We start from the raw sequence: 21,429 nt of genomic DNA on the forward strand, positions 1-21,429 counted from the left end.
TCAGCAGAGGCAATCCTCCCCACGCGATTATCTCAAATAAAGGCGGGTTTGGGCAGCTTTTTTCGCCGGCGCCCTTACCACGACGACCGGCTATTTTTCCAAGATGAGGGTTGGCGCGATAGCGATGGCCGTCCGATAACGCAAAAACCCGCCGCCTTCTCAGGCAGCGGGCTTCGATACTTGTAAATACCGGCAATCAGACGCCTGATTGGCCGTCAGAGCCTATATAGGCGATGCGCAGCATGTTGGTCGCACCGGGGGTGCCGAGCGGCACGCCGGCGGAGATGATGATGCGGTCGCCGGGCTTGCCGAAGCCTTCCTCGGCGACGATGCGGCAGGCATTGTTGACCATATCGTCAAGGTCCGTGGCGTCATGCGTGACGACACAGTGCATGCCCCAGACCACCGACAGACGGCGGGCCGTCTGGATGATCGGCGACAGCGCCAGGATCGGAACCTGCGGGCGCTCGCGCGAAGCGCGCAGACCGGTCGTGCCCGACGAGGTGTAGCAGACGATGGCAGCGAGCTTCAGCGTCTCGGCGATCTGACGGGCAGCGAGCGAGATAGCGTCGGCGCCGGTTGCTTCCGGCTGCGCGCGCTGGGCGTAGATAATGCCCGGATAGTGCGGCTCGCGCTCGATGGTGCTGGCGATCGAAGCCATTGTCGATACGGCCTCGACCGGATAGTCGCCCGAAGCGGACTCGGCCGACAGCATGACGGCGTCAGCACCTTCGAAGACGGCGGTGGCGACGTCAGAGACTTCGGCACGGGTCGGAACCGGCGCCGAGATCATCGATTCCAGCATCTGCGTGGCGACAACCACCGGCTTACCGGAACGGCGGCAGGCGCGGATCAATTGCTTCTGGATGCCGGGAACGGCTTCGAGCGGCATTTCGACACCAAGATCGCCGCGGGCGACCATGAGCGCGTCGGAAAGCTCGATGATTTCCTCGATGCGCTCGACAGCCTGCGGCTTCTCGATCTTCGACATCAGGCCGACGCGGCCGCGCGAAATCTTGCGGACTTCGGACAGGTCTTCCGGACGCTGGATGAAGGAGAGCGCAACCCAGTCGACTTCGTTGGTGGCGAGAACGGCGTCAAGGTCGGTGCGATCCTTGTCGGTCAGCGCGCCGACGCCAAGCAGCGTATCCGGCAGGCTGACGCCTTTGCGGTCGGAAATCTTCGTACCGGAAATGACGGTCGTGACAATGCTCTTGCCGTCGCACTTTTCAGCGCGAAGCGCGAGCTTGCCGTCGTCGATCAACAGCCGGTGACCGGGCTGAACCGACTCCAGGATTTCCGGATGCGGCAGGAACACGCGGGTATTGTCGCCGGGCGTATCGTTGTTGTCGAGCGTGAAGGTCTGGCCGGGCTTGAGATCGACCTTGCCCTGGGCAAACTTACCGACACGCAGCTTGGGACCCTGCAAGTCGGCGAGAATGCCGATCGGACGGCCACAGCGGGCCTCGACGGCGCGGATACGCTGGATGAGCGTGCGCATCAGGTCATGGCTGGCATGGCTCATGTTGATGCGGAAGAGGTCGGCACCGGCCTCATGCAGCTTCTGAATCATCTCCTCTTCGGAGGAAGCTGGGCCGAGCGTCGCTAGGATTTTGACTTTTCGGTTGCGTTTCATCAATTCTGGCTTTCTTGGCTGCCCGGGGTATCGGAGAGCTGAACCATCCAACTCGCCTGACGCCCCGTGTCGTATTCCTTGAATCCCATTTTCTGGTAACCGCGCGCGTAGCAATCCTTCACGCCTGGGATTTTGAATTCATTTTCCGCCACGCACATTTCGATATCGCCCGTCCAGCGGCCGCCGCGAGCTGCATCTTCTGCGTAGAGGTAATAATAGCGGGATTGAAGCGGCCCTTCGATCAAAGTCGCGCAGGTGGTGGCCGGAACCTGCCACCATCCCTCGGTCACCCAGCCTTCCTTCGCACGATAGCCGATCGCCACACCCACGAGATTCTGCGTACCGTTGCAGACGCGGAAATCGGCATGGGCTGCATTTGGCATGAAGAAAAATGGCGCGGCGGCGGCAAGGATGAAGAATGCGAATCGGGCAAGCGGCCCTGACCGCGTAACGAAACTTGGCGCGACTTGGCTGGACACGGCTTCCAATGGGCTCCCGGTTATTCGTTGTTGCGTCTTCTTGCGCTGCCATCCCACGAATGTCAACGCAACTCTAATCGATTATATTTTCTTCACGGGATGGTAGCAGTGCCCTACGGCCTCGCTCTCGCCCGATCAAGAGGCCGAGCCTTGCACCTTCTGCCCGCGCATGCAATCAAACAACGGGCTGAAAAATGCGATAATCGACAATCCACATGAATGACTTCAAATCTTTCGAAATCATAACCGGCAATCGTGACAAAGGCATGGTCATCCTCGGCGATCATGCGATGCGGCACCTCCCCGAACGCTATGGCCGGCTAGGCCTGCCCGAAACTGCCTTTTCGCGGCATATCGCCTATGACATCGGCATCGAGGGGCTTTGCCGCCAACTTTCGGCGCGGCTCGGCGTGCCCGCCGTGCTGGGCGGCTTTTCCCGCCTGCTGATCGACCCGAACCGCGGCGAAGACGACCCGACCCTGATCATGAAAATCTCCGACGGGGCGATCATCCCAGGCAATCATCCAATCACCGAGGAAGAGTGGAACTACCGCATCGAAGCCTTCCACCGCCCCTATCACCGCGTCGTGGATGAGACGATCGCATCGGTCGCCGACGCGACGGGCAAGGCGCCGCTGGTGCTGTCGCTGCATTCCTTCACACCTGCTTGGAAGGGCGTCCCTCGCCCTTGGCATGCAAGCGTGCTCTGGGACAGCGACGATCGCGCCGTGCTGCCGCTTCTTGCAAAGCTCAGCGCCGACACCAATCTCGTTATAGGCGACAACGAACCCTATGACGGGGCGCTGAGGAACGACACCATGTACCGCCACTGCATGGCCAAGGGCATCGCACACGCGCTGCTCGAAGTCCGCCAGGATTTGATCGGTGATGAGGCGGGCATCAGCGAGTGGGCCGCGCGGCTGGCGTCGATCTTTGCGGCGATGAACGACGACCCGGCGCTGCACGAATACAAGCGCTATCCGTCGCGCACCGGCCCGTACGACGAAGCTTGACGCCAAATCAAAAGCGGCTTCGGACGCCATCGTGCGGGAAAAATGACGTGAGGAAACAGAGATGACTGAGCTCACCAAGGAACAGCAGACCGAACTGGAGGCAGCCGCCTTCCGGCGCCTTGTCGCGCATCTGCGCGAGCGGAGCGACGTGCAGAACATCGACCTGATGAATCTTGCCGGTTTCTGCCGCAACTGCCTGTCCAACTGGTATCGCGAGGCGGCAGAGGAAGCGGGCCTGCCGGTGACCAAGGACGAATCGCGCGAAATGGTCTACGGCATGCCTTACGAGGACTGGAAAAATCTGCACCAGACGGAGGCTTCCGCTGTGCAAAAAGCCGCTTTTGAGCAGAACAGGCCGAAGGAATAGGGCGACGTTCATCGAGACGGCTTGACCTCGCGCTCCATTCACGGCAGGTCAACGGCCCATCGAATTCAGGCCTCAAGGCCGCAAGAGAGGATATGACACATGGAAGAAGTGGCCACGACCGGCGATATCAACGTAGCGGCGGCGGAACTCCGCCAGTTCATCGAGCGCATCGAGCGACTGGAAGAAGAAAAGCAGACGATCGCCGACGACATCAAGGACGTGTTCGGGGAAGCGAAAGGCCGGGGCTACGACACGAAGGCGATGAAGACGATCATCCGCCTGCGCAAAAAGGACGCCAATGAGCGCCTCGAGGAAGAATCCATTCTGCAGACCTACATGGCCGCGCTTGGAATGGAATAAGCTTTCGGCGGAATGGAAGCGCGAGGAGCGCGTTCATTCCGCCGCTTTCGCCGAAATATTTTTGAACAATCAGCCGCTTTCCGGTCATCATTGGGCGAAAATTGCGCCCTGATTTGGAGTTCTTCTCAGACCGGTTTCAACGGTGAGAAAGAGTCCGAGAGATGGCTGTATCAATTTCGAGGTTCATCGAGAGCAAGATTCTATATCTCGCATTCGCCGGTGCAGGATTGGGTGTGTCCTGGTGGATCGGCGGGGGAGACATAGAAGCGTCCCGCCCTTTGCCGCAAGTCGCAACCGTCTTCGCTGCCGACACGCAAAACATCCGGCCTGCAAAGGACGATCTCCTCGCATCACTTCCGCAGCAGACGCCATCGGACGTCTCCACGGCAACGGTAGCGTCAACGCCGACAAACCTTCCGATCCCCACCATCATCAGGACGTCCTCCGAAGTTGCGACGAAAGCAACTTCGAAACGGTACGATGCGACACGCACTTTTGAATCGTGCCTCCCGGAATGCGAAACCCGTGATCCCCTGGTGGCGTCCTCCAGTCAAATTTCCTACGCCGAGCCCTCCGATGACTCCGACTACGACGTTTCCGAAGTCGTCGTCGAGCCGCGCAGGACGGTCATGGCGTCGATCGTGGATGGTGGCGAAGACTTTATTGCCAACGTGGGGGCTGCCTCGCTGGGAGCATATCGGAAGGGCGAGTCAGCGTTGAGGGTCGTGGTGGACCCTGTGCGATAATACTACGGCCAAGTGCCAGGACAATCCTCACGACGACGGTTGCTCGGTCCGCTATCAGTTCATCTCAAGGCTGCGGCCGCGAAAGCGATGTGGCCTCGATCATCTTATGCAGCAGTGCGGCTAGCGCGCCGAAATAACGGAAAACCGTCGTTTCTGCCCTAAGATTTGACCAATCCTTTCATTGTTAATTGATAATTAACCATAATTGCGCTTAACCTAAATATTGAACTCAGGGGCTTGATTTCAAAATTCATCGCGTAATTTGCCCGTGAATATAACGACAAATGATTGCCGCGATCAAAGATGCACTTAGTCAGAATAATAGCCCTCGTAACATTGGCCGTGGTAGCGACCAGTTGCACGACAACGGGCGGAGTGCGGCAATCGGCTGATGCGGAAACCGTGCCTAATGAAAAAGCTTTGGCATTCCCGCCGCCCGGCGGCCCTGCCATCGTCAGCGTGGTCGAGCGCAAGCATAAAGACGATGTAGAGCAAACGATATCGCTCTCCACGACATCGTCGGTTGCCGGTCAGAACTTTCTCAAAGTGCAGTTTCTCGGCGCGTCCGGCTCGAACCCGGGACTTGGCAGCACGCCTTATCAAATGATCAGCGAAGGCGCGATCTCGCGTGAGATGGCTGCGACGATACCCGGCGTTCGCCTCGCTCGCTCCGCAAACTTCGTGCAGAACAGCTACGGCCCCTTCGGTTATGCTTCTGGCCAGAGCCGGGCGGGCGATACCTGCATTTATGCCTGGCAGCAAATCCGTGCCGGTCATTCCCCGCCGGTGGAGCAGCGTAATTTCAGCACGGTTCAGGTCAGGCTCCGGCTCTGCGATGCGCAGGCAAACGAGCGGCAGCTCCTAAGCACCGTTTACGGCTACACGATCGCCGGCGGCTTCGAAGGCCAGACCTTGAACCCCTATGGTGCCCCGCGAGGAGCCGATGCTTTGCTCGGCCATCCTGGCGATCCGATTTACCCGGATGCGGGCGGCTACCGAAACGGTGCGATGGCCAGCGGCTATGAAGTCCGCCCTGTTGTGGTTCGTCCCGCCGTCGTCCGTCGCCAGATCCCGGTCCAGCCGCAGCCCGTCACGGTGGCTCCGCCTCAAGCAGTCGGTCCTCGCGTGCCATTGCCCGATCCGCAGGGCAGCATGCCCCAGACAGGTGTCACGACCGCGCCGGCGCAGATACCGGCACAGGTTCAGCCCAGAACGATGGGAACCAACGGTACAATCGTACCATCCCCAGACTGTATCGGCGACGCGGCCGCGACCGCGGCCTGCCGGAGATAAACAACCTAGAGCGCCGACACGCGTGCGGCTCAGCGCCATTGAAGGGACATCGATGCAAACAGCGCGAAGCATCTTGATGTGGATGGTGGTTTCGCTATGCGGGATCGTCCTGATCACATTGCCGGTCAACCTGCAGACTCAGCTCATCGCGAGCACCGCTGTCGTTGCCATCATGGCGATCATCAAGATCCTCAAGGCTCAGGGAACCTGGCGGCTGATTGCGCTGGCTTTCGGCACGTCGATCGTGCTGCGCTATGTCTATTGGCGCACGACCAACACCCTGCCACCCGTCAATCAGCCGGAAAATTTCATCCCTGGCCTGCTGCTCTATCTTGCAGAAATGTACAACGTCGCCATGCTGATGCTCAGCCTTTTCATCGTTGCGACGCCCCTGCCTCCACGCACCGCCCGCGCATCGAAGGTACAGCAATTTCCATCCGTCGACGTTTTCGTTCCGTCCTACAATGAGGACACAAAGCTTCTCGCCAACACACTCGCCTCCGCCAAGGCGATGGATTATCCGGCCGACAAACTCAAGGTTTGGCTGCTCGACGACGGCGGCACTTTACAGAAGCGCAATTCCACCAAACTTTTGGAATCGCAGACAGCAATTGCGCGTCACAACGAACTCAAGCAGCTTTGCGACGATCTCGATGTCGAATATCTGACGCGCGACCGCAATGAGCACGCCAAGGCCGGCAACCTCAACAACGGCTTGAAGCATTCGAGCGGCGACCTGATCGCCGTCTTCGATGCCGACCATGCGCCGGCCCGCGATTTCCTGCTCGAAACCGTCGGTTATTTCGAAGACGATCCGAAGCTCTTTCTCGTCCAAACGCCGCATTTCTTCATCAATCCCGATCCGCTGGAGCGCAATCTTAAGACTTTTGACAACATGCCGAGTGAGAACGAGATGTTCTACGGCATCATTCAGCGCGGTCTGGACAAGTGGAATGCCGCCTTTTTCTGCGGTTCGGCGGCTGTATTGAGCCGCACCGCACTGGAATCGCAAAAGGGCTTCAGCGGCATCAGCATCACCGAGGACTGCGAAACGGCATTGGCCCTTCATGGCAGCGGCTGGAACAGCATCTATGTCGACAAGCCGCTGATTGCCGGTCTGCAGCCCGCGACGTTTGCAAGCTTCATCGGCCAGCGCAGCCGCTGGGCTCAGGGCATGATGCAAATCCTGCGCTTCCGCTTCCCGCTGCTGAAGCGAGGCCTCTCGTTGCCGCAACGGCTTTGCTACATGTCGTCCACGCTTTTCTGGCTCTTTCCCTTTCCTCGCACCATTTTCCTGTTCGCGCCGCTCTTTTATCTTTTCTTCGATCTCGAGATCTTCACGGCGTCCGGCGGCGAATTCCTCGCCTACACGCTTGCCTACATGCTCGTGAACCTCATGATGCAGAACTATCTCTACGGCTCCTTCCGCTGGCCGTGGATTTCGGAGCTCTATGAATATGTCCAGACGGTGCATTTGCTGCCCGCCGTCATCTCGGTCATGCTCAATCCGCGAAAACCGACGTTCAAGGTCACGGCCAAGGATGAGTCGATTTCTACCAGCCGTCTTTCCGAAATCAGCCGCCCCTTCTTCGTGATTTTCGCCGTGCAGATCCTCGCAGTCGCGGTAACGATATACCGCATCTATGCCGAACCCTATAAAGCGGATGTGACGCTCGTCGTCGGCGGATGGAATATGATCAACCTGGTCCTGTCCGGTTGTGCGCTTGGCGTTGTTTCAGAGCGTGGCGAGCGGTCTTCCTCGCGCCGCGTCAGGGTCAATCGTCGCAGCGAATTCGGCGTCAACGGCCGGTGGAATTCCGCCTCGATCGAGGACGTTTCCGTCCACGGCGCGCGATTGAATGTCTTCAACAAGGAGCTTGATCCGATCGTCGTGGGTGCGGAAGGGGTCCTCCGCTTTCAGCCATATAGCGGCGCGGAAATGGAGACGCTGCCGGTTGTCGTCCGCAACGTCCAGCGAACCGGTGAGATAACGACAATCGGCTGCCAATATGTCCCGAAAGGTGCCCTGGATCATCGCCTGATTGCGGATCTGGTGTTTGCAAACTCCGATCAATGGACGCAGTTCCAGCAGGCCCGCCGCCGCAATCCCGGCATCATTCGCGGAACCATATGGTTTGTGGGTCTGTCGCTTTATCAGACAAGCCGCGGTTTACTTTATCTTTTCCGCAGCATGCGATCCGAAAGCGAGGCGGAGCAGCAAGGGGTAAAGGCGAGCAATTGATGAAAAGCGTCCTTTCAGCGCTGATTTTCCTGCTTGGCGCCACGATCGCCCATGCTCAGACGGCGCCTTTCGACATGTCCGGTGAACGGCCGAAGGGTGCGAAGCCGATCATGCCGGAAACATTGATGCCGCGGGTCACTGCACCGCAAACGACCACCCCACAGACGACGAGTCCAAAGGTGGTCACTCCGCAAGCGGCAGTTCCGCAAGTCGCGACTCCGCAGGCGACCGCACCCAAAACAAGCACGCCACAGGTCGCGCCCGTCCTACCGGCGCAAAATGTTCCGGTGGTGAAACAGGCGGCGGCAACGCCGGCGGCCGCTGATTTCCGGCGGTATGTCGTGCCGTTCACAGACTTCCGACTGCAAGGCGAATATGATCGGAAATCGTGGTCGATTTTCCTCACTCCCGAACAGGCCGCCGCTCCGGCCAAGTTCAATTTCGCCTATCAGAATGCGGTCGTCGTTGCCCCCGAGGCTTCGCAACTGACCATCTTTCTCAACAATCGCCCTATCGGCCAGCAGCAGATCGGCTCGCCGGATAGCGCCTCCTCGATAAGTTTCGACATCCCGCGCGGTCTGCTGCAGCCGGGCGCCAATCTGGTGACCTTTGAAGCGACACAACGCCATCGCACCGATTGCAACATCCAATCAACCTACGAACTTTGGTCCGATATCGATCCGGCGAAGACCTATCTAAGCTTTAGCGAACAGGATGCACAAAGACTGTCGAGCACGGATGCAATCCGCGCAATCGGTGTCGATGGTGCCGGCAAAACCGAATTCAACCTCGTCGTACCGGCTCTGGCGCAACCGGGCACCACAAAACCGCTGATGCGGCTGGCCCAGGGCCTTTCGCTGCTGAGCGGAATGCCGAATGAGACTTTCTCTTTCAGCACGGACACGCTTCCTCCGCCCGGTCCCGGAAAGATGACGGTGCTCGTCGGGACGCCCGCCGAGCTGCAGCCTTTGTTTTCGGCACCGGCGGCAGCACAGACCGCCGCACTGGCAACTTTCGTCAAGGATCCGCGCACGGGCTCGACGATCCTTCTCGTCAGCGGGCCGTCCTGGCAGGCGGTTTCCGGCGCCATCGATACCATCGTCTCGCCGACCGACAGAGATCCGACCGTCCGCCGGGATATCTTGATAACCCAGCGCTGGACCGCGCCGGATGCGCCATTCCTGTTTTCGGACACGAGCCTCTCATTCTCGCAATTGGGCATCGACACGACGGAATTTTCGGGCCGCCGCTTCCACACCAGCTTCAATGTGGCAATCCCGTCGGACTTCTATGCCAATGCCTATGGCGAAGCGACCATCCTTCTTGACGCCGCCTATGCGAAGAACGTTCTGCCGGGAAGCCATGTCGACGTTTATGTCAATGGAAGCATCGCTACGACGAAGCCGATTACTGCGACAGGTGGCGGCATTTTCAGGCATCTGCCCATTCGCGTGACGATGCGCCATTTCAAACCTGGTCTCAATACGGTGACGCTGGAAGCGATGTTGCTGACCAACGAGGACCAAGCCTGCGCGCCCGGCACGACCTCCAACACGACGCCACGTTTCGCACTGTTCGATACAAGTCAATTTCATATGCCGGATTTCGCCAGGGTCGCCCAGCGTCCGAATCTGGCAGCACTGGCAGGCACGAGCTATCCTTACAATCGTGGTCTCGCGCCGGTCGCCCTCTTCATCGACCGTGCTGATCCCGACACCGTATCCGCAACGGCAACATTGCTGGGACAAATGGCGGTTGTTGCAGGACATCCAATCGATGTGGATCTTATCGCCTCGCCGAGCGGCGTTGGAAACCGCGATGCGATCTTCGTCGGCTCGATTTCGCAGATGCCGACGACGACGTTGTCGCAGATGAATATCGCGACGGCCAGCCAAGCATCCTGGCGTCCCCCCACAGCCGGGCAAAATGGCCAATCGGAAACGACTGTCACATTCGACGAGTGGCGCTCCAGAATCGGCGGCGGCGCATTGCAGCGCCAGATTTCGCTGTTTCAGGATTGGATGCGCCGCAATTTCGATATCTCGCTGAGTTCGCTGCAGTTCATTCCCAGTGCCGAGCGTGTCTTCACGCCCTCGAATCTCAACAGCTTCATGATTGCGCAGGGAGCGAGCGCCACGGGCGAATCCTCTTGGACGATCGTCACCGCGCCTTCGGCAAAGGACTTGAGAGCCGGAGTCGAAGCCATGACATCCCAGGCCGATTGGCCGCAGATTGCCGGTCATATCACCGTTTATTCCAGCAAGACCGGAAAGGTCGACACGGTACCCGTCAGCCGCTTCGACTTCGTCATGACTCAGCCCTGGTCGTTTACCAACTACCGCCTGATTGCCGCGAACTGGCTTTCGACCAATATTCTGTCCTACGCATTCCTGCTTATCATCCTCTTCTTGCTGCTCGGCGTCGCGACGTCCGGAATCCTCGCCAAGATCGGCAGGCGCGGATGAGGCGCTGGCAAACCATGGTCGTTGCCGGCGGCGTCGCTCTTTTGACGATGTGCCAGCCACTTGCGGCGCAACGCGCTGCAATCGATCCGCAGGCATGGGCCGCCTACAAGGCGAAATTCCTCGATGCGAGCGGCCGCATCGTCGACAACGGAAACGACAATATCAGCCACAGCGAGGGACAAGGCTACGGCTTGTTGCTTGCCTATCTTTCGAACAGTCCCGCCGATTTCGAGCAAATATGGTATTTCACGCGAACCGAGCTGCTGCTGCGCGACGATGGTCTCGCCGCCTGGATATGGGACCCGGCCGTCACTCCGCACGTCACGGACACGAACAATGCCTCCGACGGCGACATACTGATTGCTTACGCCCTGGCGCTGGCGGGATCGGCATGGAACAAGAAGGACTATCTGGAGGCGGCAGCGACGATAGCGCAGGCGCTTCTATCGCATGCCGTGGTCCACGCAGGCGGACGAACACTGCTTCTCCCGGGCATCAAAGGCTATGCGGCCTCGGAACGCGATGACGGGCCGGTCGTCAATCCATCCTACTGGGTTTATGAAGCCATTCCCGTTATGGCACTGCTGGCACCATCTGACGAATGGCAAAAGCTTACGGATGACGGCCTATCCCTGCTGCAGTCGATACAGTTGGGACCACGAAAATTACCGGCCGACTGGGTGAGCCTGCGGGCGAAGCCGAAACCCGCTGACGGTTTCGACGCCGAATTCGGTTACAATGCGATTCGCATCCCGCTTTACCTTGTGCGGGCGGGGATTTCCGACAAGGCGCTGTTGACGCGGCTGCAGGCGGGCATGACGGTCGAAGGCGATGAGCCGGCCACCATCGATCTGGAAACTGGCAAGCCAAAACAGCCACTTACGGACCCCGGTTATCGAATTGTTAACGATGTTGTGGCGTGTGTAACAAGCGGGGCGAAGTTGCCCGCTTCGGTTCGGCAATTCGTGCCGTCACTCTACTATCCGTCGACCCTTCAATTGTTGGGCCTGGCTTTCGTTGAGGAGAAACATCCGGAGTGCTTATGAAATCCTCCCTACTTACGGTTTCGGCGGCAGTCGTGGTGGCGGGATTGGTCATCGCGACGAAAGGCCGTGGGAATCTCGAAGAGGGATTAGGGCTGGCCGCGCAAAATCGTCAGGATAGTCAAGTTTCCCAGACCGGAAGCATCAAGCCAGTCGACATAGCCTTCAACTCCCCGCCGCTGGATATGAAAGCCGTATCCGATCGTATCCAGGCGACAGCACCTTCCGCAGTTCTGTCCGATACTTCGCCACCTGCCCAAGCGGCATCCGACACACCGGACGCCGTTGCGCAAGCGACGCCTCAGTCGGCCACACCGCAGCCCACACCGCCGCCGAAAGTCGACGAAAGCGCACTTCGCTATTTCGCAAGCCACGGCGACAAGGCCAGGTTACAGGCAGAAATTTCCCGCCTGCAAGCGCTTTATCCGGATTGGGTGCCGCCAGCCGATCCGCTGGCCATCCCGCAAAACAGCGACAAGCAGCTCGAAGCCATGTGGCAGCTCTACTCCGAAGGGCGCTACGCCGAGCTGCGCAGGGCCATCGCGGATCGCCAGGCGGCGGAAACCGGCTGGCAACCGCCCGCCGACTTGCTGGAACGTCTCGATATTGCCGAAGCGCGGGCGCGTCTGGTCAACGCCTCCGATCTCAAACAATATGCAACCGTGGTCGACATCGGCGCCAACACGCCAAGCCTGCTTACTTGCAGTGACATCGACATTTTGTGGCGTGTCGCAGAGGCTTTCATCAAGACCAACAGGTCCACCCGCGGCCAGGACGCCTACGTCTACATCCTGAAGAATTGCGTCAATCCTCAGGAGAGGCTCGCAACCGTTCAAAAGGCATCGGCGCTGATGCCCTATCAGCCCATGCAGGATCTCCTTGCCCTGGAGAAACCCGACGGCAATGGCGGGCGGGAATTTGACAGCATCCGCACGGACCTTGCGCGGCGCTTCGTCGCCGAGGGCAATGATGATCCGAAACTGTCCGTGGCGCCGGACTATATTTCTCAAGTGGAACGTGCGGCTGAGACCCAGGGTCTCGCGTCCGACGCCCTGCTGCTTGGTTGGTATCATCTGCGCCACCAAAACAATAGCGAAGCGGAAAAATGGTTTCGCATGGCCCGCGCAAAGGATGATTCCGCTTCGGCATCGCAGGGATTGGCCTTGATCCTGATCGACGATCATAAGCCGCAGGAAGCCGAAGACGTCATGTACAGATGGCGGAACGAGTCCAAGGATGCGACAGCAACCTATCTCGCGGCCACAGCCAATCTAATGGCGCTGCAACCGCCAGCCAATCTCAGCGAAGACGTGCTGAGCCGCATGGCCGCCGAAGTCATTGAGCAAAAATACGTGCCGACTGCACAGGAATTCGGCTGGTATGCGCGTTCACTGAACCAACCGCAAACCGCGATACGCTGGTTCGAGACCGCATTGCGCTGGAAACCCGACGATGAGCCGTCCGCCTATGGCCTGGCCATCACCCGCAATCAGTTGAATGACCGGCAGGGTGTCGCTGAAATTCAACGGCTATGGGCGGGCCGTTCGGAGCGTATCGCCAGGCTCGGCGAAGTCACGCCTCAAGCGCCCATTGGCTATGCGCCGCTGCCTTCGCCAAATCAAACCACGCCGCAAATGGGGGCTGCTCCGACCAATGTACAACCGCTCGCAACCCCTGCGCCGTCCGAGACCAATGTCAACACGCGCCAGCGCACGACCGCGCGCGTGGTATACAGCGGGCCTGAGACACAAGTCACGACGGTTCGCCGCGGCGCCCGCGGACTGCGAGGTTGCTCCGCGACGATCAATGCCCAGCGCCTCAATCCGGCGGATGCTTTGAATCGCGGCTGGTGCCTCATGGACCTCAATCGCCCGATGGAGGCGATCGAAGCCTTCGAGGTCGCATTGAACAGCCCTGCCGGCAAGGCGCGCGAAGACGCGGCCTATGGACAAAGCCTCGCCTATCTGCGCGTGGGGCTCGCCAACAATGCGGCTGTTGCTGCAGCCAAGGCTCCTCTCAGCCGCCAGCGTGCTGCCGAATTGCAGGTTGCCATCCTCGCCGATCGGGCGCTTACGGCATTTTCCGGCAAACGCTATCAGGAAACCCTGATCTATCTCGATCAACGCGCGCAACTGCAGCAGGAACGCGTCGATCTCATGGTTCTGCGCGGCTACTGCTATCTCAATCTCAAAATGTACGACGATGCCGAGCGCATATTCACCGCCGTGGCTGCAACCGGCAACAAGGACGGAAATCGCGGGCTTAACGATCTGAGGCTCGCCACGCATGCGAAGCCCGGCGACTGATTTTGGCAGCACAAGTTTGGCCAAACGATAGAGGGGTTCAGCATTTCCGTGGAAAGCTGAACCCCTCCTGTTTGCCTCGTCGGTTCAGCCCGCGGTCAAAGCAGCTTCAACAGCGCTTGAGCGGCAGCCGTTGATGATGCCGGATTCTGACCGGTTACCAGCCTGCCATCGGTGATGGCAAAGCTCTGCCAGTCGGCGACCTTCTCATACCTGCCGCCAAGGCGCTTCAGTTCATCCTCCACAAGGAAAGGAACAACGGAGGTAAGATGGACTGCCTCCTCCTCGCTGTTCGCAAAGCCTGTGACACGCTTGCCCTTGACCAGAGGCTGCCCCTGATATTGTACGTGATGCAGAACCCCAGGCGCGTGGCAGACGGCGGCAACCGGCTTGCCCGAATTGTAAAAATCCTCGATCAGGGAAATGGATTTCCTGTCTTCCGCCAGATCCCACATGGGACCGTGACCGCCGGGATAAAAAACGGTATCGAAGTCGGCAGCGTTGACGGTCGCGAGCTTTACGGTATTGGCCAGCACGGCTTGCGCGTCCTTATCGGACTTAAAGCGTGTCATCGCTGGAGTTTGATTTTCAGGCTCGTCGCTTTTGGGATCGATCGGCGGCTGTCCACCCTTGGGTGATGCGACCGTGATCTCAGCCCCGGCGTCCTTGAAGACGTAATAAGGGGCCGCAAACTCTTCCAGCCAGAAGCCGGTCTTTCTTCCCGTATTGCCAAGCTGATCATGGGAGGTCAGCACAATCAAAATCTTGCTCATCGGCATTACTCCTGAATTGGATTTTACCGGACACCCCAGCATTCCGCCGGCGTGCGAAAGCATGCGTAATATGCATCGGTTCGATATGTCGACAGCCGCCGGAACTGTAGAATCATCAAGACGGCCAACTGCGAAAGGACGGCCACGAGCGTCGATCTCGGCCGGATTCTGATGTCACCGCCAGGCACGGGTTTCTACCGCCTTGCCCGACAAGCACCTGCACTTTACCAAGCAAAGCGCTTCCGTGCTTCCTGAAAATTCAGATTCTTGCGCTCAAGAGACATTGAGACGGGCGACACAGAGAGCGTCGCCCGTCATCTCAGCCGTTGTTGCCATCAACCATCCGCCGTCAACGATGCAAGCCTGAAGCTCAGGCTTTTGCCGCCGCTGCGGCGCGCTGCTTTCGATATTGGACCGTCGGAAGGCCGCCCCAGCCCCAATTGTCCAGATCCACCTCCTCGATCACCACATAGGTGGATTCCAGAGGTTTGTTCAGCACATCAAGCAACACTTGGCTGACACCGGCAATGATGGCGGCTTTCTCTTCCGCGGTGACCGAATTCCGGTCGGGGTTCGTTCCCTCACGAGTAACCTGTACGGTAACGATCGGCATGACTGTTTCCTTTCAAGATTTGGATTCGAGGACTTAATTGCCTTGGCGCTGCAATTTCACCAGCGGCCAGCGTTTTGGCCGCCATCGACGTGGAGGATTTCACCGGTTACAAAATTCGCCGTCTCAAGATAGAGAACCGCATCGACGATATCGCGGATCTCGCCCATCCGGCCGACGGGGTGCAGGCCTGAAAGCGCCTCGTGCGTTTCCGGCGCATGCATCGGCGTTTTGATGATCCCTGGCGATACCGCGTTCACGCGGACGCCGGTTTTCGCGAATTCTATCGCCAGTTCCTGAGTGACCGAGTTGAGGCCGCCCTTGGTCAAGGAGGCGAGCGCGGCTGGCACGCCGGCAATTGGCTGATTGACCAGGCTCGTGGTGATGTTGACGATATGGCCCGAGCGTTGCTTCAGCATCTCCGCAGCAACGCGCTGCGTGATGTGAAAGAAGCCGGCGACGTTCACGCTCATGTTATGATCGAAGTCCTGCTGAGTGAACTCGATGAACGGCTTGGCAAGGAAGACGCCGGCGTTGTTGACCAGCGTATCGATGCGGCCGAAGTGCTCAAGTGCTTCGCGAACTACCCGTTCCGCGGTTTCCAGGTCGGCGATATCGCCAGCCACGGTATGTACACCTGCGTCAGAGTTGGCCTTGATCGACCGGGAGGTTGCGACGACACGATAGTTGCGATCACGGTAGGCTCGAACAAGCCCCTCGCCGATCCCTTGCGAGGCTCCGGTGATGATGGCGACCTTCTGTTGACTGCTCATGATGTGTGCATCCTTTTCAAGTGCAGCGGCCGGGGTTTCGGGCCGCCCAACGCCGTCGGCGTCGGTGCTATTGATTTAGATGCATTCGTCATTCGGGAGAATTGCCGACCTTTGGCAGACACTCCTCCGTATATCGGCACAATCAAGGCAAAGAGCCTGCTTCCATCGCTATGCGATTGAGTTCGACGCGCAGACGAGGGACGGCATGATCGACGAAGGCGCGAACCTTTGGCACGGACATGCGGCCCGGTGGTGCGAGCAAATGGACCGGAAGCGCGGGATGCTCGGCGTCGGGGAGCACAATCTTGAGCCGGCCTTCCCGGACATATTCTGCGACGTGATAGGAATAAAGCCGCGTCAATCCAATGCCGGCTACCGCCGATGCCGCCGCGGCGCGCACGCTATTGACGATATATCGAGGCGTAAAATGAACCGTCCGCGGAACTGGCGATCCTTTCGTTGGGGTGAAGCTCCAGGAATCGAGACCGAAATTGCTGAAGGCCACGATCTGATGTTTGGCGAGATCGGACGGCTCGACGATATCCGGATTGCCGGCGAGATAACGTGGCGATGCGACGACGACGCGCCTTACATCGCCGCCGATGCGGGTCGAGATATGAGACGAATCCGTCAAATTGCCGATGCGGAGCGCAAGATCGACGCCCTCGTCGACGAGGTTGACGAAGCGATCCAGCATCAGAAACCGAACGGAGACGCTGGGGTGAAGCTCGAGAAAATCATCCAGAATCGGCCGCAGCACCTCTTCGCCAAGGATTGGCGGCGCCGAAATGGTCAGAGTGCCGCGCGGTGACGAACGCTCGCCTCCCGCCACCATGTCGGCCTCCTCGAGCTCGACGAGTACCCGCCGGCATGCGGCCACATAGCGTTGACCGGCCTCGCTTAGCTTGAGCGTGCGAGTTGTCCGATGGAGCAGCTCGACGCCGACATGGGCCTCCAGCGAACTCAGGGCCCTACTGATCGCGGTCGGCGATCGTTTCAGCTTGCGCGCCGCGCCGGCAAGGCTGCCCTCGTCGATCGCCGTGACGAAGACCCTCATTGCGTCGATCCGATCCATTCTAAGGCTCCGCGGAATTGTGGTTCGTGACGGACACTTTTCGTCGGAATTTCGCCTGGCGTAAATACGCACCTTCCGAAGCGCCCGAAAGCAATCCAAAGGTATCGGCGACGCCATCGTACCGACCCGCATCGCCCGTGCCTGGGTCGAGCTGATGATCGCGCGGGTGTTCGATGGAGAAAGTGTTTTCGGCTGAACTCAGAACAGCGTTGAGCCCCGTTCGAACCTAGAGAACATCAACGGCCGGCTCCACCGAAGCGAAACCGACCGCTTCGGCGGTCTTCTTTTGGATCGGCGGAGGTGGGGCTATTCGACCGAATTGAACTTCTTTACCTGCAGGAAGTTCACGGCCGAACCGCTGAAGCGTTCCGGATCGATCGATGCCGTCTGCACCTTGAAGCCTTCGGTATAGACGGCGGTCGGCTGCGCGCGCAGCGTCGGGCTGACGAAGCGCGGTGCCTTGACCGGGCGGTTGACGATTTCGACACGGGCATTGGCGATCGCCCACTGCGAAATCATCTTCTCGGTCAGCTTCGGCTCGGTGGTCACGGTCGCACGGCCGGCATCGGCCACTGCGGCATCCTGCCTATTCGGCCGGCCGCCCTTGGTCGCGATACCGGCAGCAATCGGACGCTCCTGCGACAGCGCCGGTTCGAAGCTATCATTGAAGCGGCCACTGCTGACCTTGATCTCATTGGTGGTCGGCGCAAGTGCCGCGACCTGCATCGGCATCTGCTGTCCCGGCCGCTTCTGCGGCGAGACCGCAGCGATCGCCCGGACGGCGTCACTGTCGCCAACGGCATTGGCCGGCGCCGCGGTATCCGCAGCAGTCTTCACCGGCATCTCATCCTTGGATGCGGCATTGTTGGCGGCCACATTGACCGGAACATCAGCATTAACCGGAACGCCAGCATTTACATCCGCTTGATCGACGCGATGCTGTTCGAGAGCTGCCACGATCGACGGCGAGAGCGTGCCTTCATCGGCCGCATCATCGATCGCGTCCGGATCGGCATCGGCGGAAGCAAGCAGGTTTTCGGCGATTTCCGGACGCTCAACCGGAACCGGCACGCCCGCGGTCTGGTCTGACTCTGCCGAAGCTAGCTCAGCATCACCGGGCGAACGACGGTCAAGGAGCGACGGAACCGGAACGTGATAGGCGCGAAGATCCGCATATTGCTGCTGGTCGTTCGCATCCGGCATGGCTGCGGCAAGCGCATCCTGAGCGGCGTTATGCGGCGGCGACATCAGAGCCGAAGCCACTTCGCTGCCCGCCGGCTGATTGCCGAAGGCTGGCCGAACCTGCGGAACGGGCGCGTTTATGCTTGCAACCTGGGTTTCGGGCTGGCTGTCATCGCCGCCGTCATCCGTCGCCGCAGGAGCGGATTGGCCCTTCTTGGCAACGACCGTGGTCGGCGCTGCCGTTGCCGGTGCGCCTTCATCCGCATTGTCCTCTTCCTCGTCGGCACCGCCGCCAAACAGTCTGGCGAAGAAGCCACGACGCGGAGACGAAGCACTGGCGATCTGGATATCGTCGGAAGACATGCGGCGCTTATAGTCGGCAACCGCTTCCTGATAGCCCGGCAACGGCCGACCGTCGGCCGGAATATGCATCGTCTTGCCATCGGGGAAGAGACGGACGAGATCCTGGCGATCCATGCGCGGCCAGGCGCGCACGCCGCCGACGTCCATGTGAACGAAGGGCGAGCCGGATGTCGGATAATAGCCGACGCCGCCGACCTGCAGCTTCATGCCGATTTCGCGCAGCTTGGTGAGCTTGACGTCCGGAATATAGAAATCCATCGCGTTGCCGAGCATATGCTGGCTCTTCTTCGCGACGCCCGTATGGGCAGAACGCGTGCGCAGCATCTCGTTGGTTCCCGGCGAGCGGAAGCCGCAGACGACATAGATGAATTCATGCGAACCGCTTTCGCGGTAGACTTCCCAGATCAGGTCGAACAAGCGCGGGTTCATCTTGGTCGGCTGGTTTTTACGCCAGTCGCGCAGGATGCGGTTCAGTTTCTCCAAACCGTCCGGATCGAATTTTCCATTGCGCTTGTAGGTGATAACAGCCTTTTCGCCTGTATGGACGTAATAGATCTTGAGGCTGCGGGTTTCGCCGCCTGCCTGGGAGGGGGTTCCAACGAAAACCGGAGTGGAAACAGCCATCGCAAGAAGACCAACGGCTACGACCTTGGCCACCTTACGAAATATCTCAGAGCACGCAAAAAGCCTGCTCAAGCTATTAAGCTTGGTATTTCCAATCAGATTCGGCAATTCGATCCCCGTCCGACAGACAATGTCGCATCGTGTTCCAAATGGCTGTCAATTGCGGTGACACGATGGCAAAAATGCCACACATGGTCGCCCTCTTCATACATGGTGAACGATGCACTAACAAGTGCTTTACGACAGGTAACAAAATATGCTTGCCTAAACGTTAATATACGCTCAAGCCGCATGTTTCTGCGGGTCATCCGGGTCTATTCCATAGTCCTTCAACTTGCGATAGAGAGTCGACCGCCCGATTCCGAGCTTCCTTGCCACTTGACTCATTTGTCCTCGATAGAATTTGAGAGCGAATCGAATGAGCTCTTCCTCAACATCTGCGAGCTTTCTGACGTCACCGGACGGGTCCGTACTGACGATGACATTGTCTGCCGCCGAAACAGACGGTGTTTCGACGACCGATAGCGGCGGGGTTGTAACCGCATCCGTGGAACTGACACGCGTCCCGCGCTCAAACCTCTCGCCGGTCTCCGCGCCGATGCTGAAAGCCTCGGAATTATCCACAACTAAGGTCGGATGCTCGGCAGTGAAATAGCCGGGCAACTGTGCCGCGATCTGCGGAAAATCGGCTTCGACCAGTTCCGAACCCTCGGACAGCACGACAGCGCGGAAGATCGCGTTTTCGAGCTGGCGAATATTGCCCGGCCAGTCATAGGCGGTCAGCAACGCCAGGGCGCCCGGACTGATCGAAAGCGAATGGCCGAGCTTCTGTTCGAGCGCAAATCGGTCGGCGAAGGCACGAGCAAGATACGGAATATCTTCCTTGCGACGACGCAGCGCCGGCATGGTGATCGGGAAAACGTTGAGGCGATAGTAGAGGTCTTCACGGAACCGGCCGGCCTTCACCTCCTCGATCAGGTCCTTGTTGGTGGCCGAGATCAGCCGGACATTGACCTTCTGCGCAACGCGGGCGCCGACCGTCTCAATCTCGCCTTGCTGTACAGCGCGCAGGAGCTTGACCTGCACCTCCAGCGGCAGATCGCCGACTTCGTCGAGGAACAGCGTGCCGCCGTCCGCCTCCATAAACTTGCCGACATGCCGCTCGGCAGCGCCAGTAAAGGCGCCCTTCTCGTGACCGAAGAGAATGCTCTCCACGAGATTGTGCGGAATGGCACCGCAGTTGACCGTCACGAAGGGCTTGCCAGCGCGGTCGCTGGCGGCCTGGATGGCACGCGCCACCAGCTCCTTGCCGACGCCGGATTCGCCCTCGAGCACCACGGGGATGTTCGATTGCGCTGCTCGCTGGGCAAGATCGATCACCCGCATCATCGCCGGACTTGCAGAAACGATGTCGTCGAAACTGATCGCGCTGGAGCGCGACCTGCGTCCGGCGCGAGCCCTAGCCTCGCGTTGATCGAGCTTCAGCGCATTGGCGATCGAAGCCGCTATCCGCTCCGGCGATACCGGTTTGACGACGAAATCGAAGGCGCCGGCCCGCATGGCCTGCACTACGGTCTCGATACCGCCCTGCCCGGTCTGCACGATGACGGGCACCTCGGTGCCCATATCGCGCAGCGCGCTCAGAAACTCGATGCCGTTCATCTCCGGCATCATGAGATCGAGCACGATCACATTGATCTGATCGCTGTTGCGCTTCAGTATCTCAAGGCCAAAACGGCCATTCTCCGCCAGATGAGCAACGTGTCCGTGCCGCTCGATAGCGTTTTTCAGCAGACGGCGTTGAATCGGATCATCCTCAACAACGAGAATCTGCGCGCCCCCCTTGGCGCTATTAAATACGGTCATTGGTGCCTCACTTCATGCGAAACCTGATGAGGACCTTCGCAGAAAGGCTTGAACACGAAGTTTTGCCAAAGCATCGTATTTTAATCATTATGACGAATGTAACGGTGCCTATGAATTCGGTTGTCCGATCTCGAGGAAATCGCCCTTGCCGCGGCCTTTTCAGCCGAATAGACACGGAGGAACCGGACTGTTCCGCAAAGAAAAGCAGAGGAAATA

At 59.2% G+C, this 21,429-nt stretch carries 17 protein-coding genes; 9 read left to right on the plus strand and 8 right to left on the minus strand.

The features are described 5' to 3' along the window. Nucleotides 1-196: 196 nt before the first annotated feature. Nucleotides 197-1,636, minus strand: a complete 1,440-nt coding sequence (gene pyk, locus QA648_RS12885) for a pyruvate kinase (RefSeq protein WP_104824223.1) — start codon at nucleotides 1,634-1,636, stop codon at nucleotides 197-199. Further along, nucleotides 1,636-2,124, minus strand: coding sequence for a DUF1036 domain-containing protein (locus QA648_RS12890; RefSeq protein ID WP_028752900.1), 489 nt, complete (start codon nucleotides 2,122-2,124; stop codon nucleotides 1,636-1,638). The genes pyk and QA648_RS12890 overlap by 1 nt, the downstream gene beginning before the upstream one ends. Nucleotides 2,125-2,330: 206 nt before the next feature. On the opposite strand from QA648_RS12890, the gene QA648_RS12895 reads away from it, so the two are divergent. The 9 genes from QA648_RS12895 to QA648_RS12935 all read left to right on the plus strand — a co-directional run bounded on the left by QA648_RS12895 (nucleotide 2,331) and on the right by QA648_RS12935 (nucleotide 13,950). Next, nucleotides 2,331-3,128, plus strand: coding sequence for an N-formylglutamate amidohydrolase (locus QA648_RS12895; RefSeq protein WP_283047330.1), 798 nt, complete (start codon nucleotides 2,331-2,333; stop codon nucleotides 3,126-3,128). A 61-nt stretch (nucleotides 3,129-3,189) separates the two neighbouring features. Continuing rightward, nucleotides 3,190-3,495, plus strand: coding sequence for a DUF1244 domain-containing protein (locus QA648_RS12900; protein ID WP_104824225.1), 306 nt, complete (start codon nucleotides 3,190-3,192; stop codon nucleotides 3,493-3,495). A 99-nt stretch (nucleotides 3,496-3,594) separates the two neighbouring features. After that, nucleotides 3,595-3,855, plus strand: coding sequence for a DUF2312 domain-containing protein (locus tag QA648_RS12905; RefSeq protein WP_104824226.1), 261 nt, complete (start codon nucleotides 3,595-3,597; stop codon nucleotides 3,853-3,855). A gap of 161 nt (nucleotides 3,856-4,016) precedes the next feature. Beyond that, complete coding sequence (locus QA648_RS12910; protein ID WP_283047331.1) at nucleotides 4,017-4,601, plus strand: hypothetical protein; 585 nt, start codon at nucleotides 4,017-4,019, stop codon at nucleotides 4,599-4,601. Between the two features lie 303 nt (nucleotides 4,602-4,904). Continuing rightward, a complete protein-coding gene (gene bcsN / locus QA648_RS12915) occupies nucleotides 4,905-5,894 on the plus strand; it encodes a cellulose biosynthesis protein BcsN (RefSeq protein WP_283047332.1) in 990 nt (329 codons plus the stop codon). 52 nt (nucleotides 5,895-5,946) lie between these two features. Beyond that, nucleotides 5,947-8,136: a UDP-forming cellulose synthase catalytic subunit gene (gene bcsA / locus QA648_RS12920; protein WP_104824229.1), complete on the plus strand. Its 2,190-nt coding sequence runs from the start codon at nucleotides 5,947-5,949 to the stop codon at nucleotides 8,134-8,136. Then, nucleotides 8,136-10,601 (plus strand): cellulose biosynthesis cyclic di-GMP-binding regulatory protein BcsB, encoded by a 2,466-nt coding sequence (locus QA648_RS12925; RefSeq protein ID WP_283047334.1) that lies wholly within the window; start codon nucleotides 8,136-8,138, stop codon nucleotides 10,599-10,601. The genes bcsA and QA648_RS12925 overlap by 1 nt, the downstream gene beginning before the upstream one ends. Further along, on the plus strand, nucleotides 10,598-11,647 hold the full coding sequence (locus QA648_RS12930) for a glycosyl hydrolase family 8 (RefSeq protein ID WP_283047336.1): 1,050 nt from the start codon (nucleotides 10,598-10,600) through the stop codon (nucleotides 11,645-11,647). The genes QA648_RS12925 and QA648_RS12930 overlap by 4 nt, the downstream gene beginning before the upstream one ends. Further along, the gene (locus QA648_RS12935) at nucleotides 11,644-13,950 is read left to right on the plus strand and encodes a cellulose synthase (RefSeq protein ID WP_283047337.1); all 2,307 of its coding nucleotides are present in this window, start codon (nucleotides 11,644-11,646) and stop codon (nucleotides 13,948-13,950) included. Before QA648_RS12930 ends, QA648_RS12935 begins: the two co-directional genes overlap by 4 nt. A gap of 95 nt (nucleotides 13,951-14,045) precedes the next feature. Here the strand turns inward: QA648_RS12935 and QA648_RS12940 are convergent, their stop codons facing one another. The 6 genes from QA648_RS12940 to QA648_RS12965 form a co-directional block, all read right to left on the minus strand. Beyond that, entirely contained in the window at nucleotides 14,046-14,720 is a 675-nt protein-coding gene (locus tag QA648_RS12940; protein WP_104824232.1) for a type 1 glutamine amidotransferase domain-containing protein, read from the minus strand. A gap of 370 nt (nucleotides 14,721-15,090) precedes the next feature. Then, complete coding sequence (locus QA648_RS12945) at nucleotides 15,091-15,333, minus strand: 4-oxalocrotonate tautomerase family protein (RefSeq protein WP_104824233.1); 243 nt, start codon at nucleotides 15,331-15,333, stop codon at nucleotides 15,091-15,093. Between the two features lie 56 nt (nucleotides 15,334-15,389). Beyond that, nucleotides 15,390-16,103 carry an SDR family oxidoreductase gene (locus QA648_RS12950; protein ID WP_283047340.1) on the minus strand — a complete coding sequence of 238 codons (714 nt, stop codon included), beginning with the start codon at nucleotides 16,101-16,103 and terminating at the stop codon, nucleotides 15,390-15,392. Between the two features lie 142 nt (nucleotides 16,104-16,245). Next, nucleotides 16,246-17,178 (minus strand): LysR family transcriptional regulator, encoded by a 933-nt coding sequence (locus tag QA648_RS12955; RefSeq protein ID WP_283047342.1) that lies wholly within the window; start codon nucleotides 17,176-17,178, stop codon nucleotides 16,246-16,248. Nucleotides 17,179-17,484: 306 nt separating this feature from the next. Next, on the minus strand, nucleotides 17,485-19,455 hold the full coding sequence (locus tag QA648_RS12960; protein ID WP_283047344.1) for a DUF882 domain-containing protein: 1,971 nt from the start codon (nucleotides 19,453-19,455) through the stop codon (nucleotides 17,485-17,487). A 174-nt stretch (nucleotides 19,456-19,629) separates the two neighbouring features. After that, complete coding sequence (locus QA648_RS12965; protein ID WP_283047346.1) at nucleotides 19,630-21,213, minus strand: sigma-54 dependent transcriptional regulator; 1,584 nt, start codon at nucleotides 21,211-21,213, stop codon at nucleotides 19,630-19,632. Between the last annotated feature and the right edge of the window lie 216 nt (nucleotides 21,214-21,429).

The sequence above is a fragment of the Rhizobium sp. CB3171 genome (genome assembly GCF_029714265.1).
Lineage (GTDB): Bacteria > Pseudomonadota > Alphaproteobacteria > Rhizobiales > Rhizobiaceae > Rhizobium.

Coding starts and splice junctions, on each gene's coding strand:
- QA648_RS12965 (WP_283047346.1), bottom strand. CDS start 21,213: ATGACCGTATTTAATAGCGCCAAGGGGGGCGCGCAGATTCTCGTTGTT.
- QA648_RS12935 (WP_283047337.1), top strand. CDS start 11,644: ATGAAATCCTCCCTACTTACGGTTTCGGCGGCAGTCGTGGTGGCGGGA.
- QA648_RS12905 (WP_104824226.1), top strand. CDS start 3,595: ATGGAAGAAGTGGCCACGACCGGCGATATCAACGTAGCGGCGGCGGAA.
- QA648_RS12900 (WP_104824225.1), top strand. CDS start 3,190: ATGACTGAGCTCACCAAGGAACAGCAGACCGAACTGGAGGCAGCCGCC.
- bcsN (WP_283047332.1), top strand. CDS start 4,905: ATGCACTTAGTCAGAATAATAGCCCTCGTAACATTGGCCGTGGTAGCG.
- QA648_RS12955 (WP_283047342.1), bottom strand. CDS start 17,178: ATGGATCGGATCGACGCAATGAGGGTCTTCGTCACGGCGATCGACGAG.
- QA648_RS12940 (WP_104824232.1), bottom strand. CDS start 14,720: ATGAGCAAGATTTTGATTGTGCTGACCTCCCATGATCAGCTTGGCAAT.
- QA648_RS12895 (WP_283047330.1), top strand. CDS start 2,331: ATGAATGACTTCAAATCTTTCGAAATCATAACCGGCAATCGTGACAAA.
- QA648_RS12950 (WP_283047340.1), bottom strand. CDS start 16,103: ATGAGCAGTCAACAGAAGGTCGCCATCATCACCGGAGCCTCGCAAGGG.
- QA648_RS12930 (WP_283047336.1), top strand. CDS start 10,598: ATGAGGCGCTGGCAAACCATGGTCGTTGCCGGCGGCGTCGCTCTTTTG.
- QA648_RS12910 (WP_283047331.1), top strand. CDS start 4,017: ATGGCTGTATCAATTTCGAGGTTCATCGAGAGCAAGATTCTATATCTC.
- QA648_RS12945 (WP_104824233.1), bottom strand. CDS start 15,333: ATGCCGATCGTTACCGTACAGGTTACTCGTGAGGGAACGAACCCCGAC.
- bcsA (WP_104824229.1), top strand. CDS start 5,947: ATGCAAACAGCGCGAAGCATCTTGATGTGGATGGTGGTTTCGCTATGC.
- pyk (WP_104824223.1), bottom strand. CDS start 1,636: ATGAAACGCAACCGAAAAGTCAAAATCCTAGCGACGCTCGGCCCAGCT.
- QA648_RS12925 (WP_283047334.1), top strand. CDS start 8,136: ATGAAAAGCGTCCTTTCAGCGCTGATTTTCCTGCTTGGCGCCACGATC.